Annotated in this window: 12 protein-coding genes; 1 reads left to right on the top strand and 11 read right to left on the bottom strand. The window is 64.0% G+C overall.

Annotation, left to right across the window (positions count from 1 at the left end; translation table 11 throughout):
* Positions 1-80: 80 nt before the first annotated feature.
* The 4 genes from ACTJLB_RS12055 to prpC all read right to left on the bottom strand — a co-directional run bounded on the left by ACTJLB_RS12055 (position 81) and on the right by prpC (position 5,965).
* Complete coding sequence (locus tag ACTJLB_RS12055) at positions 81-545, bottom strand: hypothetical protein (protein WP_440783389.1); 465 nt, start codon at positions 543-545, stop codon at positions 81-83.
* Positions 546-800: 255 nt separating this feature from the next.
* Positions 801-1,982 (bottom strand): 2-methylaconitate cis-trans isomerase PrpF, encoded by a 1,182-nt coding sequence (prpF, locus tag ACTJLB_RS12050; protein ID WP_440783387.1) that lies wholly within the window; start codon positions 1,980-1,982, stop codon positions 801-803.
* 25 nt (positions 1,983-2,007) lie between these two features.
* On the bottom strand, positions 2,008-4,605 hold the full coding sequence (gene acnD / locus ACTJLB_RS12045; protein ID WP_440783385.1) for a Fe/S-dependent 2-methylisocitrate dehydratase AcnD: 2,598 nt from the start codon (positions 4,603-4,605) through the stop codon (positions 2,008-2,010).
* 190 nt (positions 4,606-4,795) lie between these two features.
* Positions 4,796-5,965: a bifunctional 2-methylcitrate synthase/citrate synthase gene (gene prpC / locus ACTJLB_RS12040; RefSeq protein WP_310068771.1), complete on the bottom strand. Its 1,170-nt coding sequence runs from the start codon at positions 5,963-5,965 to the stop codon at positions 4,796-4,798.
* A 222-nt stretch (positions 5,966-6,187) separates the two neighbouring features.
* Here prpC and prpR point away from each other — a divergent pair, with 222 nt between their 5' ends.
* The gene (gene prpR, locus ACTJLB_RS12035; protein WP_440783384.1) at positions 6,188-8,203 is read left to right on the top strand and encodes a propionate catabolism operon regulatory protein PrpR; all 2,016 of its coding nucleotides are present in this window, start codon (positions 6,188-6,190) and stop codon (positions 8,201-8,203) included.
* Here the strand turns inward: prpR and ACTJLB_RS12030 are convergent.
* The 7 genes from ACTJLB_RS12030 to ACTJLB_RS12000 are packed head-to-tail and all read right to left on the bottom strand — an operon-like array spanning position 8,160 to position 15,161.
* Positions 8,160-8,570, bottom strand: coding sequence for a helix-turn-helix domain-containing protein (locus ACTJLB_RS12030; RefSeq protein ID WP_020071310.1), 411 nt, complete (start codon positions 8,568-8,570; stop codon positions 8,160-8,162). The two genes, prpR and ACTJLB_RS12030, sit on opposite strands and share 44 nt — an antisense overlap.
* Entirely contained in the window at positions 8,567-9,736 is a 1,170-nt protein-coding gene (locus ACTJLB_RS12025) for an NAD(P)/FAD-dependent oxidoreductase (protein WP_440783383.1), read from the bottom strand. Before ACTJLB_RS12025 ends, ACTJLB_RS12030 begins: the two co-directional genes overlap by 4 nt.
* On the bottom strand, positions 9,733-11,124 hold the full coding sequence (locus ACTJLB_RS12020) for an FAD-dependent oxidoreductase (protein WP_440783382.1): 1,392 nt from the start codon (positions 11,122-11,124) through the stop codon (positions 9,733-9,735). Before ACTJLB_RS12020 ends, ACTJLB_RS12025 begins: the two co-directional genes overlap by 4 nt.
* Entirely contained in the window at positions 11,109-11,423 is a 315-nt protein-coding gene (locus tag ACTJLB_RS12015) for a (2Fe-2S)-binding protein (RefSeq protein ID WP_440783380.1), read from the bottom strand. The genes ACTJLB_RS12020 and ACTJLB_RS12015 overlap by 16 nt, the downstream gene beginning before the upstream one ends.
* A complete protein-coding gene (locus ACTJLB_RS12010; protein WP_440783609.1) occupies positions 11,420-13,264 on the bottom strand; it encodes an ABC transporter ATP-binding protein in 1,845 nt (614 codons plus the stop codon). The genes ACTJLB_RS12015 and ACTJLB_RS12010 overlap by 4 nt, the downstream gene beginning before the upstream one ends.
* Positions 13,264-14,211, bottom strand: coding sequence for an ABC transporter permease (locus tag ACTJLB_RS12005; protein ID WP_408416035.1), 948 nt, complete (start codon positions 14,209-14,211; stop codon positions 13,264-13,266). Before ACTJLB_RS12005 ends, ACTJLB_RS12010 begins: the two co-directional genes overlap by 1 nt.
* Positions 14,208-15,161 carry an ABC transporter permease gene (locus ACTJLB_RS12000; RefSeq protein WP_020071316.1) on the bottom strand — a complete coding sequence of 318 codons (954 nt, stop codon included), beginning with the start codon at positions 15,159-15,161 and terminating at the stop codon, positions 14,208-14,210. Before ACTJLB_RS12000 ends, ACTJLB_RS12005 begins: the two co-directional genes overlap by 4 nt.
* Positions 15,162-15,248: the final 87 nt, after the last annotated feature.

Here is a 15,248-nt window from a genome sequence, read left to right as displayed (position 1 = left end):
GGCTGCGAAGGCGACGTGCAGTCAGACGGACATCCGCACGGAGAACGGCGGCATTCAGTCGCCGGCAACGCTGTGTGTGTTCAATGGCGCGTGACGTCGGCGCCGGGTCCGGCCTCCACGTCGTCGCTTGACGCTTCATCGAGGCAAGCGGTTTCTTGCGGACCGGTGCTCATGTCGGGCACCCGCGGCGCGGGCTCCTTTGCTTCCTGAAGCAGGCGCGCCGCCCGGCTCGCCGTGATGCGCTTCTTAGCCACTCCTTTTGCATCGAGTGCGATCACCTGGAAGAGTTCGCGGTCGCACGCAAGCTCCTGCTGATATTGCTCGCCGGTGCTGATGAGCAATTCCAGCATGGTCTGCTGCCGGCGGCGCTCGTCAATCGTGACGGCAGGATTCCTACATATCGTGGACGCAAGCGTGATCAACGAGTCGAGCTTGCTCATCTGCCGGTCACAGAGATGGAAAGCCGAGAGCGCAAGCTTTTCGTACTGGAGAGCGTCGACGGGTGGCCGGGAATCGGCTTGCGATCGGCGTTTATTCTTACTCATTGTGCGATCTCGCTAAGACTTCAGTAGGTCGGCGGGCATTCGGTTGAGACGGGCAACACAGCCCAGCAGAGGCAGACGCATGCCTCATGTGCGTGGTTACGATCACAGCTTCCAGACCTGACCGTTGAGTGTTTCTCGATGGCCCGGGGATTATAACCAGTGCGAAGCCACGCACGTTCAACCGGGCGCGCTAAAAGTCCACGTCCGAGTCTGAGTTCGACGCCACGCGTCCGGCCAGCACCGGAGCGCCTCTGCCTAGCCCTGCACCCTGACCCAACCCTCCATCAAAACTCTCGCACTGCGACTCATCACCGCCTTCCTGACAACCCACTCGCCACCGACAACTGCAGCCTCCGCCCCCACCCGCAGCGTGCCCGACGGATGCCCGAACCTCACCGCTTCACGCTCACCGCCGCCAGCCGCCAGATTCACCAACGTTCCCGGAATCGCCGCCGCAGTACCGATCGCCACCGCGGCGGTGCCCATCATCGCGTGATGCAGCTTGCCCATCGACATCGCGCGAACCAGCAGATCCACGTCGCCCGAGCCGATCCGCTTTCCGCTCGACGACACGTAGTCGGCCGGCTTGGCCACGAACGCGATCTTCGGCGTGTGCTGGCGCGTCGCGATCTCGTCCAGATGCTTGATCAGCCCCATGCGCAGCGCGCCGTGTGCGCGAATCGTCTCGAACATTGCGAGCGCCTTTTCATCGCTATTGATGGCGTCCTGCAACTCCGTGCCTTTATAGCCGATCGCCTCGGCGTTCACGAAGATCGTCGGGATGCCGGCGTTGATCATGGTCGCCTTGAGCGTGCCGACACCCGGCACCTCGAGATCGTCGACGAGATTGCCGGTCGGGAACATCGAGCCGCCGGCGCCGTCTTCTTCCGCGGCAGGGTCCATGAATTCGAGCTGCACTTCCGCCGCCGGAAAGGTCACGCCGTCGAGTTCGAAGTCGCCCGTTTCCTGCACTGCGCCGTCGGTCATCGGCACGTGCGCGATGATCGTCTTGCCGATGTTCGCCTGCCAGATCCGCACGGTCGCCACGCCGTCGCGCGGAATCCGGTTGGCCTCGACCAACCCCGCGTTGATCGCGAAAGGGCCCACTGCAGCAGAAAGATTGCCGCAATTGCCGCTCCAGTCGACAAACGGCTTGTCTATCGACACCTGTCCAAACAGGTAGTCCACATCGTGATCGGGCTTGCTGCTTTTAGCGATGATCACCGTCTTGCTCGTGCTCGACGTCGCGCCGCCCATGCCGTCAATGTGCTTGCCGTACGGGTCCGGGCTGCCGATTACGCGCAGCAGCAGCGCGTCGCACGCGGCGCCGGGCATTTGCGCCGCATCGGGCAAGTCCTGCAAGCGGAAGAACACGCCTTTGCTCGTGCCGCCACGCATGTAAGTGGCCGGAATTCTGATCTGCGGTTTATGCGCCATGAAACAGTGTCCTGAACGATATTGATTAAGCCGCCGCCTTCGACGACTCCAGAAAGTCCTGCGCAAAACGCTGCAGCACGCCGCCGGCCTCGTAGATGGAAAGCTCTTCGGCCGTGTCGAGCCGGCAGGTCACCGGCACCTGGACGCGCTCACCGCTTCGGCGATGAATGACCAGCGTCAGATCCGTGCGCGGCTTGCGTTCGCCGATTACGTCGAAGGTTTCGGTGCCGTCGATTGCCAGCGTAATGCGGTTCACGCCCGGCTTGAATTCGAGCGGCAACACGCCCATGCCGACAAGATTCGTGCGGTGAATCCGTTCGAATCCTTCGGCGACAATCGCTTCCGCGCCGGCAAGGCGCACGCCCTTGGCCGCCCAGTCACGCGACGACCCCTGGCCATAGTCGGCTCCGGCGATCACGATCAGCGGCTGCTTGCGTTCCATATAAGTTTCGATCGCTTCCCACATGCGCGTGATCTTGCCCTCCGGCTCGATGCGTGCAAACGAACCGGCCTTCACCTTGCCGTCTTCAATCACCATTTCGTTTTTGAGCGTCGGGTTCGCGAACGTGGCGCGCTGCGCCGTCAGATGATCGCCGCGATGCGTCGCGTACGAATTGAAGTCTTCTTCGGGCAAACCCATTTTCGTCAGGTATTCGCCTGCTGCGCTGTCCGGCAAGATTGCATTCGACGGCGACAGGTGATCGGTCGTGATGTTGTCGCCGAGCACGGCGAGCGCACGCATGCCCTGCAGCGTGCGCTCGCCCGCAAGCGCGCCCTCCCAATACGGCGGACGGCGTATGTACGTGCTCATCGGACGCCAGTCGTAAAGCGGGTTCGCTTTCTCCTGCGTGTCCACCGACACCGCGAACATCGGCTCGTACACTTTGCGGAATTGCTCGGGCTTGACGCTCGAAGCCACGATTGCGTCGATTTCTTCGTCAGACGGCCAGATGTCCTTCAGCGTCACGTTATTGCCGTCGGCATCGACACCGAGCACATCCTTCTCTATGTCGAAGCGAATCGTGCCCGCAATCGCATAAGCCACCACCAGCGGAGGCGAAGCAAGAAACGCCTGCTTCGCGAACGGATGAATGCGGCCGTCGAAATTGCGATTGCCCGACAGCACGGCAGTCGCATACAGGTCGCGCTCCACGATCTCCTTCTGGATCGCCGGGTCGAGCGCGCCGGACATGCCGTTGCACGACGTGCACGCATATGCGACGACGCCGAAGCCAAGCTGTTCGAGTTCGGGCAGCAAGCCGGCTTCTTCCAGATACAACGTGACGGCTTTCGAGCCAGGCGCGAGCGACGTCTTCGCCCACGGCTTGCGCGTGAGCCCGCGCCGGTTCGCGTTACGCGCGAGTAGGCCGGCCGCGATCATGTTGCGCGGATTGTTGGTGTTCGTACAGCTCGTGATTGCCGCGATGATCACCGCGCCGTCCGGCATCAAGCCCGGCTCGTTCTCGACCTTGCCGCTGATGCCGCGCGCCGCCAGTTCGGAAACCGGCAAGCGCCGGTGCGGATTCGACGGCCCGGCGAGCGTGCGCACGACCGTGGACAGATCGAACTTCAGCACGCGCTCGTACTCGGCATGCGTGAGGCTGCCGGCCCACAAGCCGGCTTCTTTTGCGTAGGTTTCGACGAGCTTCACGAGTGCGTCGTCGCGGCCGGTCAGCTTCAGGTACTTGATGGTCTGCTCGTCGATATAGAACATCGCGGCCGTCGCGCCGAATTCGGGCGCCATGTTCGCAATCGTCGCGCGGTCGCCGAGCGTGAGCTTCGCCGTACCCTCGCCGAAGAACTCAAGGTATGCGCCGACAACTTTTTCCTTGCGCAGGAACTCGGTCAGCGACAGTACGACGTCGGTTGCGGTAATGCCTTCAGCAGGCTTACCCTTCAACTCCACGCCGACGATATCCGGCAGACGCATATACGACGCGCGGCCCAGCATCACACTTTCCGCTTCCAGTCCGCCGACGCCGATCGCGATCACGCCGAGCGCGTCGACCATCGGCGTGTGCGAGTCCGTGCCCACCAGCGTATCGGGAAACGCGACGCCGTCGTTCACCTGCACGACCGGACTCATGCGTTCAAGGTTGATCTGATGCAGGATGCCGTTGCCCGGAGGAATCACGTCGACGTTCCGGAACGCCCGCTTCGTCCAGTTGATGAAATCGAAGCGGTCTTCATTGCGACGGTCTTCGATTGCCCGGTTCTTCGCGAACGCGTCCGGGTCGAAGCCGCCGCACTCCACGGCAAGCGAGTGATCCACGACGAGTTGCGTCGGCACCACTGGATTGACCAGCGCGGGGTCGCCGCCTTGCGCGGCGATCGCGTCGCGCAAACCGGCAAGATCGACCAGCGCGGTCTGGCCGAGAATGTCGTGACATACCACGCGCGCCGGAAACCACGGGAAATCCAGCTCGCGCTTGCGTTCCACGATCTGTTTCAACGACGCGACGAGCGTCACCGGATCGCAGCGCCGCACGAGATTTTCGGCAAGCACGCGCGACGTGTACGGAAGCTTGTCGTATGCGCCGGCCTGGATTGCGTCGACGGCGGCGTGCGCATCGAAGAAATCAAGCTGGGTGCCGGGAAGGCGTTTGCGGTAGGCAGTATTCATGGCGTGGGGACCAACAGTAATGATGCGGGAACAAGGGCGGCGGCCATCGCATTGAGCGGGCGTTTTTAACGGCGCGTTCCTGCCTGGGTGAAGCAATCGGTCTAGTGTAGCTCGCTACGGCAAAGAACGGCCCTGGCTCGGGGTATCGGCGAGCCAGGGTCCACGTGCTTGCGCGAGGGCTCTGACGGCGTTAGCCGCGCTTCGCGAGCGGCACGAACGGCAGATCGTCGGGACCGGTGTAATTCGCGCTCGGGCGAATGATCTTGTTGTCGATCCGCTGTTCGATGATGTGCGCGCTCCAGCCAGCCGTGCGTGCAATGACGAAAAGCGGCGTGAACATCGCCGTGGGCACGCCCATCATGTGATACGACACGGCGCTGAACCAGTCCAGGTTGGGGAACATCTTCTTCGCTTCCCACATCACCGATTCGAGTCTTTCCGCGATGTCGAAAAGCTTGTTGTTGCCCGCTTCCTTCGAAAGCTTCTTCGCCACTTCCTTGATGACCTTGTTGCGCGGGTCCGAGATCGTGTAGACCGGGTGACCGAAGCCGATCACCACTTCCTTGTTCTCAACGCGCCGGCGGATATCGCTTTCCGCTTCGTCCGGCGTCTGATAGCGCGACTGGATCTCGAACGCGACTTCGTTTGCGCCGCCGTGCTTCGGTCCTCGCAGCGCGCCGATTGCGCCCGTGATTGCCGAGTAGATGTCAGAACCGGTGCCCGCGATCACGCGGCCCGTGAACGTCGACGCGTTGAACTCATGCTCGGCATACAGGTTCAGCGACACATGCATTGCATCGACCCACGACTTCGACGGCTCGACACCGTGCAGCAGATGCAGGAAATGGCCGCCGATCGAATCGTCGTCGGTTTCCACTTCAATGCGTTTGCCGTTGTGCGAATAGTGGTACCAGTACAGCAGCATCGAGCCGAGCGACGCCATCAGTTTGTCGGCGATATCGCGCGCGCCGGGCAGGTTGTGATCGTCCTTCTCCGGCAGCACGGTGCCGAGCACCGAGACGCCGGTGCGCATCACGTCCATTGGATGCGCGGCTGCGGGAATCCATTCGAGCGCGGCCTTCACATTGGCGGGCAGGCCGCGCAACGCCTTGAGCTTCGTCTTGTAGGCGGTGAGTTCGGCCTGTGTCGGCAGTTTTTCGTGCACGAGCAGATACGCGATCTCCTCGAACTCGCAATTGCCCGCGATGTCGAGAATGTCGTAGCCGCGATAGTGCAGATCATTGCCGGTCTTGCCGACCGTGCAGAGTGCCGTGTTGCCCGCGGTCACGCCGGACAGCGCGACGGATTTCTTCGGTTTGAATGCGCCCGCGTTCGGCGTGCTGTTGTCTGCTTCGCTCATCAGTCTGTCTCCAGTTGCGATGCTACGTTTTTGAACGGGTCGTTAAACGCAAAGATCGGGCCATGCGCTGCGGCGGGCGCTAAGTGCCTGTTTCGAAGAAGATCCCGCCTTCTGCGAAATGCCGATGATTTCACTCATGAAATAGGAGAATTTCATTTTTGAAATGGATGCGAGCATAATGACGGCGTCTAGCCAACCGAGAGCGCACCGCGCGCTACTGCCGTGAGCACTGGCCCCTTCGACCCCGTCCAGCGCCCGCGCATCTGGGCGCTCAGCATCAGCCGCCTGCGCGACCTGTTTTTCGACATCGCCGGCGAATATGTGGAGCGCGCCGACCTGCGCATCGTTGCGCAAGGTTTCGAAGACGCCGTTCGTGAAATCGAGGCCGCCGGAGCGTCGCGTCCCGATGTCGTCATCGCGGGCGGCTCGAACGGCGCTTATCTGAAGACGCGCGTCGCCGTGCCGGTCGTGATGATCACGCCAACGGGCTTCGACGTAATGCACGCGCTCGCGCGCGCTCGCCGCGACGGCTCGAAAGTCGCATTGGTCACGCACGGCAATACGCCCGACGAGGTTCGCCGCTTCGTCACCGCATTCGGGCTCGACGTGACGTTCGCCTCGCATCAGTCGGCGCAAGACGCGGAAAGCGTCGTGCTCGATCTACGCGACCGGGGCGTGGACGTGGTGGTCGGCCCAGGCCTCGTGACCGACCTGGCCGCGAACGCCGGCATGGGCGCTGTGTTTCTCTACTCACGCGCGTCGGTGCGTGCGGGTTTCGACACGGCGCTCGAAGTCGCGCAAGCCACGCGGCGCGAAACGATCCGCCGTCAACGGCTCGACAATCTGCTGCAACATTTGCGCGACGGCGTCGTCGCGCTCGACTCGCAAGGCCGCGTAGAAGCGATGAACCAGCGTCTTGCCGCCGTGCTCGGTATCGACGCGGCAAATGCAGTGGGCCGCACGTTCCTCGACCTTGCACCGGATCTCGACGGCAGCCTGCCCGATTCGGACGGCGACGCGTTCTGCACGGTACGCGGCGCGAGCTATGTCGTACATCGCGGGCCGCTTGCAACGAGCGGAGCCGCGGCGGGCACGGTGCTGACGTTCCAGGAATCGCGCGCGGTCGAGCGGCTCGACCGCACATTGCGCTCGCGTCAGCGTGTGCAGCAGTTCAGCGCGCGGTATCGGCTCGAAGACATGGTCGGCGCGTCGGAATCCATGCAACGGGTGCGCGCGCTCGTGCAGCGTTACGCAAGGTCGGACGCTACCGTGTTGATTCTCGGCGAGAGCGGCACCGGCAAGGAGATGGTCGCGCAAAGCATGCATCACCTGAGCGCGCGGCGCGACTTCGCGTTCGTCGCCATTAATTGCGGCGCCTTCCCCGAAGCTTTACTGGAAAGCGAGTTGTTCGGCTACGAAGAAGGCGCGTTCACCGGCGCGCGCAAAGGCGGCAAGGCCGGGTTGATTGAAGTCGCGCATCGCGGCACGCTGTTTCTCGATGAAATCGGCGAAATGCCGCTCTCGTTGCAAAGCCGCTTGTTGCGCGTGCTGCAGGAGCGGGAAGTCGTGCGGCTCGGCTCGACCGAACCCACGCGCGTCGACATTCGTGTTGTCGCGGCGACGCACCGTGCGTTGACTGCGGGCATCGAAGCCGGTACTTTCCGCGCCGATCTGTACTACCGGCTCAACATTCTCAGCATTGCGCTGCCGCCGCTGCGCGAGCGTCCAACGGACCTGATTCCGCTCGCCGTCGAGTTGTTATTGCAAGCCGCAGCGCGTGAGCCGAGGCTCGCCGCGCGTCTGCCCGACGCCGCCGCTGCTGAACGCGTTCTTGCCGGGCTCGCGGAGCCGTTGCAGCGCTATGCGTGGCCCGGCAACGTGAGGGAATTGCAGAATGTGGTCGAGCGCATCGCGGTCGAGCTTGCCGAGATGGAGACCGAGACGAACGTGGGCCTACATGCGGACGCCGCAGCACAAACCAGCCCAAGCCGGAACGCTGCAATCGCGCAACCGCTCATTACACGCGACATGCTGCGCACCATCGCGCCCGAGATCACCGAGCCGCACCACACGCGCTCGAAGAAAGCCGCGCTCACGTTGCGCGAACGCAGCCGTCATGTGGAAGCCGACGAGATCCGTGCCGCCCTTGCCGCGCACGGCGGCGACCGCGACGCCGTTTGCGACGCGCTCGGCATCAGCAAGACGACCTTATGGCGGAAGCTGAACGCACCGCGCTAGCTTTCGCGCTCACGTTGCACTGCTTGCCCGCAGTGCCAGGATTGGCCGTCGCGCGTTGAATAAACATGCTGGGCGTCATGCCGCAGCATCGTTTGAAGTGCCGGCCAAAGTGGCTTTGGTCGAAGAAACCGACCTCGGTGGCTACCACCGAGCCGGGCACGCCTTCAAGCAGCATCGTCTGCGCACGCTGAATCCGCACGCCGCACAGATAGCGATACGGCGAAGAACCGTATTGCTGCCGGAACACCGTCGCGAAGCGCGACACGCTGAGCGCGGACAGTGCCGCGAGTTGCGCGAGCGTCACCGGCTCGTTGAAATGAGCTTCGATGAAGGCCCGCGCGGCATTAAGGCTGATGGACTGTTTCATGACGTCACGATGCTCGAGCGAGGCGCCGCTTCTTTTGCGAAACGCTGAATGGCGAACTTGTCCAGTGGAATCGGCGTGCTGCCCGTATCGACGAGCTCCGCCATCGTCTCGCCGACACCCGGGCCAATCTGAAACCCGGCACCGTTGAAGCCGAATGCATAGAAAAGACCGTCGACCTTGCTGCTCGGACCGATCACCGGTTCGCCGTCGGGCAGATAACTTTCGACGCCGCTCCACACACGAATCACATGCAACGGCGCCAGCGCGGGGACGAGGCGCCGCATCTGCGCGAGCTGACGCACCGTGTTTTGAGGCAGGACCGACGCGCGGCTCGTCACCGGATCGGCCGGCCCGGCAGGACCGCCACCGACGATGATGTTGCCGCGCGGAATCTGCCGGAAGTAGATGCCTTCCTGCTTGATGGACGTGAACACACCCATCGACGATTTGAACACGTAGGGCACCGGCTCCGTCACGCACATTTGCGGGCCGCTCACAGTAAGCGGCGCACCCTCGCCGAACTGTTCGGTCAGACGCGTCGCCCAGGCGCCCGCACAAATGACCAGTTGCGCGGCGCGGTACACGTCGCCCTGCGCGCTTTCCACGCGAAAACGGTCGCCGTCTTTTTCGACACGCACGATCTCCGTGTTCTCGATCACCTGCGCGCCGAGCCGCGCCGCCGCGCGTCCGAATGCGGGCGCGGCCAGTCGCGGATTCGCGTGGCCGTCGAGCGGCGAGATGGACGCAGCCAGCACTTCGCGTCCAAGAAACGGAAAGCGCCGGAACATCGCTTCGCCGTGCAGCACTTCGAGCTCAAGCCCGTGAGCGCACGCGTCGATCGCGTACTGCTCGAAATTCTCGACGTCTTTCTGGTGATAGCACACGCGCGTATGGCCGACCGGCAGAAACTCGACATCGTCGCCGAGCAATTCAACCGAACGCTGCCACGTACGCAACGCGCGGTTGGCCATCGCCAGTTGCGGCAATGCGCGGCCTTGCCGCCGAATGCCGCCAAAGTTCACACCGCTCGCCTGCTGCCCCGTCAGACCGCGTTCCAGCAGAATCACCGAGCGATTGCGCCGGCTCAGGAAGAACGTCGTCGTGGTGCCCATGATGCCGCCGCCGATCACGATGACGTCCGCTTCGTTGCGATTGGCCGCGCTCATTGCGTCACCTCCTCGGTGAGTGCCTCGGTCAGTGCAACAGGCAGCGGCTTGACGGGCGCCTGGCCGCGCAACCGTCCCACCGACGACAACGGCACGCAAGCGGCCGCCGCAATGATCTCCGCGCCCGCGTGAGCGCAATAGCGCCCCTGGCAGCGCCCCATGCCAACGCGCGAAAACGCCTTTGCGCGATTGGCTTCCCGCGCGCCCGCCTCGCATACGACGCGACGCAACTCGCCCGCAGTAATCGCTTCGCAGCGGCAAACAATGGTCTCGTCCGGCAGCGACGCAGCGAACTTCGTCGGCCACGGAAACGCTTCGCGCAAGCCCGCAGCAAAGCGTGAGAAGCGCGCCAGTTCAGCGCGCAAGCCTTCCATGTCCTGCATGCTTCCCGTCTGCATGCCGTGGTCGTGCATGACGGCGAGCGCCGCGAGGCGGCCGGAACGTTCCGCTGCGTCCGCGCCGCGCACGCGCGCGCCGTCGCCCGCGAGATAGACGCCTTTGACGCTACTGCGGCCGTCGTTGTCCACTTGCGCGAGCCACTGCTGCGCTTCGTCGTCGAAAACAAAGCGGCAACCGGCCAGATCCGCAAGTTGTGTTTCCGGGCGCAAGTGATAGCCGAGCGCGACCGCATCGCACGCTAACTCGATGCGCTTGCCGCCCGGCAGCGCCGCTTCCACGGCGCTCACGCCCGTTTGCGGGGAACCTTTGATCTCCAGAGGCTGCACGCCGCGATAAACCGGCACGCGGGCTTTCGACAACACGCGCGTCAACGCAATGCCCTTCTTGAGCGCTGCGGGAATCGCGAGCAAGCGCGGCAACGCGGCGACGCGCTGCATGAAGGTCGACGTGTCGAGCACCGCCGCGATCTGCGCGCCCGCCTTCACATATTGTGCGGACACGAGATACAGCAGAGGCCCGCTGCCCATCATGACGATGCGCGAGCCGATTGCGCAGCCTTGCGATTTCAGCGCGACCTGCGCGCCGCCAAGGCTATACGTGCCCGCCTGATGCCAGCCTTTGACGGGCATCAGCCGATCGGTTGCGCCGCTGCAAATGATCAGCGCGTCGAACGGCAGCGTGCCGTAACGTGTGCCGCTCACTGTGTGCACCGCATTCGCCGAGATATTCCAGACGAGCGTTTCAGGCAGATAATCGAGCCTGCTTCTCAGCGAATCGAAGCTCTGATGCAACGAAGCGGCGCGCTCCGACTCCGTGCCATAAAGCGTGTCATAGCTGCGCGAGAAACCTTCAGGCTGACGCCGGTATATCTGTCCGCCGTCGCGCCGGCCTTCGTCGATAACGGTTGGACGCAGCCCGGCTTCGACAAGCGCCTCAGCGGCACGCACCCCCGCCGGTCCCGCGCCGATCACGATTACACGCGGGGCCATACGCCCTCCCCGGCTTCGGCCAGTCTGGTCACGATCGACATGCCGGGTGCCGCCGGCGTGCTGCATGCGCGCACACGCTCGCCTTTCGCGGTCCACACCCAGCAGTCCTGGCAGGCGCCCATCAGACAGAAACCGGCGCGGCGGCCATCGCCGAATTCGGAATCGCGCAACGTGCTTCCGCTCGTGAGCAACGCGACCATCAGCGTGTCGCCTTCAGCGGCTTCGCGTAGCACACCGTCGACGGTAATCGGGAAGGTCTTGCGACCGGTTTCCGCGAGCCGCACAAATCGCTGGTTCATGCCGGGATCGTCTCCAGGGTCTGCAAACGGCTGAGCTCGGCCGCCGAATGATGGCAAAGAATCTCAGCGCCGGAAGGAAGTTTCTTGAGCGACGGCGCGGTCATATTGCACATACCGTCGATTCGCACGGGGCAACGTGACCGGAACGAACAGAGTTCGGGCACGTCGGCGCTCTCGCCCATCGCGGGCAATGCGCAAGCAGCCACGTGACGGCGCGCGTCGAGCCAGCCGGGCCTCAGTTCGGGCACCGAATCCACGAGCAACTCCGTGTACGGGTGATACGGCGGCGCGGCGAGCACGTCGCGCTGTCCTGCTTCGACGCGCTGACCCGCGTACAGCACGATCACTTCGTCGCAGATCGCGCGCACGGTGGAAATGTCGTGGCTGATGAACATGTACGACACGCCAAGCTCGCGCCGCAACTCGGCGAGCAGATCGAGAATCGCCGCGCCGACCACGGTGTCGAGCGCGGAGGTCACTTCGTCGCAGAGAATCAACGCGGGATCGGCGGCGAGCGCGCGCGCCAGATTGACGCGTTGCTTCTGGCCGCCGGACAAACCGGCAGGCGTGCGAGTCGCGATGGAAGCCGGCAGCTTCACCAGATCGAGCAGCGCGAGCATGCGTTTCTTTACAGCAGCGCCACGCAGATGGTGATAGAACGCGAGCGGCCGGCCCAGAATGTCCGCAATCGAATGGCTCGGGTTCAGCGCGGTGTCCGCGTTCTGGAACACGATCTGGATCTGCCGGTACTGCTCGGTCGTGCGCCGCGACAGTTGCGCCGGCAGTGGCTCGCCATTGAACAGCACGTCGCCGCGTGCGCGGTCGACGAGCCCCGCAACCACACGCGCGAGCGTCGTCTTGCCCGAGCCCGATTCGCCGATCACACCGAGCGCGCTACCGCGGGCAATGGTGAGACTCACGTCGTCGAGCACCCGCACGGCGGGTACGCCGGAACGGTCGATGCGGCCATAACCCGCGGACAGTCCGCGGATCTCCAGCAGCGGCGCCACGCGCTTTGCCTCTTCTGGCGGCGTGTCGAATGACGCTTCCGGGCGGCGCGTCGCGGCGAGCAGCTGACGAGTGTAGGCGTCGACGGGCGCGTCGAGCACCTGGGCGACCGCGCCGTTCTCCTTCACCGCACCGCCGTTCAGCACGACGATGCGATCGGCCATCTGCGCGACCACGGCAAGATCGTGCGACACATACACAGCAGTCGTGCCGAGTTCGCGCACCACCTTCTTGAAGGCGGCAAGCACTTCGATTTGCGTGGTGACGTCGAGCGCGGTAGTCGGTTCGTCGAACACGACGACAGCCGGATCGGTAATCAGCGCCATCGCGGCCATCAAGCGCTGCAATTGCCCGCCGGATACCTGATGCGGATAACGTTCGCCGATGGTTTCCGGCGCAGGCAACGCGAGCGCGCGAAAGAGCCCGATTGCCTTGGTCCGCGCGGCGTCTTTGGTCATCAACTGATGCAGCAGCGCAGGCTCGGTGACCTGATCCATGATCGTGCGCGCCGGATTAAAGCCGGCCGCCGCGCTCTGTGCGACATACGCGACGGTGCGTGCGCGCAATGCGCGGCGTCCCCGGGCGTCGAGCGACAGCACGTCGACGTCGCCGATGCGCACCGAGCCGCCGCTGATCGAGCAGCCCGCGCGAGCATAGCCGAGCAGCGACAGCGCAATGGTCGTCTTGCCCGAACCGGACTCGCCGATCAGCGCGAGCACCTCGCCCTTCGCCACCGAAAAGTCGACGCCCTTGACGATCTCCGTCACCGGCCCGTTCGCCGCGCCCGCGACGACACGCAACCCCTTCACTTCAATCATGTGCCGGTCGGCCATCATGCGTCTCCGTGGCTACGGCTGCGACGCCGCAAGTTGTCGATCAGCAGATTCATGCCGATGGTCAGCGTGGCAATCGCCACCGCCGGCATCAGGACTGCGGGTGCGCCTTCCGACAAGCCGCCGATGTTCTCGCGCACGAGCGAACCCCAGTCGGCGTTAGGCGGCTGCACGCCGAGGCCGAGAAAGCTCAGGCCGCTCAACAGCAGCACGATGAACACGAAGCGCAGCCCGAAATCCGCGAGCATCGGATGGATCATGTTCGGCAGCACCTCGACGCGCGCGATATACAGCAGGCCTTCGCCCCGCGCGCGGGCCACCTGCACGTATTCCAGGCCCATCAGGTTCAACGCGAGCGAACGCGAGATACGAAACGCGCCTGGAATGTAGGCGAGCGCGGCAACCGTGGTGAGCATCGTGATCGACGATCCGAACGCGGCGATCACGACGAGCGCGAGCACCTTGCTCGGAATCGAAATCAGCGCATCGAACAGGCGGCTCAACACTTCATCCATCCATTTGCCGGACACCGCCGCGAGCAGTCCGAAGAACGTGCCGATTACGCTCGCGAGCAACGCGGCGGCGAGCGCGAGGCCCACCGTATAGCGCGCGCCGTACAGAATGCGGCTTAGCATGTCCCGGCCGAGATAATCCGTGCCGAGCGGATAGGCCGCGCTATAGCGGCCGAAGATTTCCGTCGACGTCAGCGCGCCGCCTTTGTATGGCGCGACCAGCGGTCCGACGAACGCGACCAGCAGCCAGAACAGGACCATGAGCAGGCCAAGCAGGCCGAGCACCGAAAAGCGCTGCACGAGGCGTTGCAACACATTCTGCTTAGCGCTCACCACTTCGACGGGTGGCGTCTCGGCGACGAGTTCATCGCGGCTGACGTCGTATAGCTCGGTGCCGGCGTGAGGAACGTGGGGATTGGTAGGTCGGCTCATCATCGACGCAGCCTCGGGTTGGATACGATCTGACACAGATCCGCGATCAGCACGAGCGCGAGATACGCGGCGCAAAACACCATCACGCAGCCTTGCACGAGCGGCATGTCGCGATTCGTCACGGCGTCGACCATCAGGCTCGCAAGGCCCGGATAATTGAAGATCGACTCGACGATCACTACGCCGCCGAACAGATACGAAAGGCTCAGCGCGACCGCATTGGCAATCGGCCCAATGGTGTTCGGCAGCACATGGCGCAACACCACGCGGCCCGGCGACGCCCCCTTGAGCAACGCCATTTCCACATACGACGAGTTGAGTTGATCGAGCACGGCGGCGCGCGTCATGCGTGCCATCTGCGCGACGATCACGCAGCACAGCGTCATGACCGGCATCGCGTAGATGCGCAGCAGCGCGCCGAACGAATTCACCTCGGACAGGTACGACAGCGCGGGCAGCCAGCGTAGCTTGACGGCGAAAATGAGCACCGCGACCGTCGCGACGAGAAACTCGGGAACGGCCACGGTCGACAGCGTCAGCACATTGAGCGCACGGTCGAGCAGCGAGCCGCGAAACATCGCCGACGCGATACCGATTACCAGCGCGACCGGCACCGACACCACCGCGGTCAAACCGGCGAGCACGAGCGAGTTCGGCAGGCGCGTCGCGATCAACTGGCTAACGGGCAGATTGTTCGACAACGACGTGCCGAAGTTGCCGGTCACAATATGAAGGAGCCACTCGAAGTAGCGTTGCAGCGCGGGCTGATCGAGCCCGAACTGATGCCGCAGGGCGGCGACGGCCTCCGGCGTGGCCGCCTGGCCGAGCGCCTGTTGCGCGGCATCGCCGGGAAGCAGGCCCGTCACGCCGAACACGATTGCCGAGACCAGCAGGAGCGTGAGCAGCGCGAGGCCGAGGCGCGCGGCAATGAGTCGTTGCGCGTGTGCTTTCATTGAAAGTCGCCTCCTTTTTTGCAGCATGCGCGCCGCGTCGCAACGGCGAGCCGTGCACGTTTGGCGCGGATTGCGCGCATTGCGTAT

It is taken from the genome of Paraburkholderia sp. 22098 (genome assembly GCF_052045935.1).
Taxonomy (GTDB): domain Bacteria; phylum Pseudomonadota; class Gammaproteobacteria; order Burkholderiales; family Burkholderiaceae; genus Paraburkholderia; species Paraburkholderia caledonica.
This window is presented reverse-complemented; position numbering and strand designations above follow the sequence as displayed.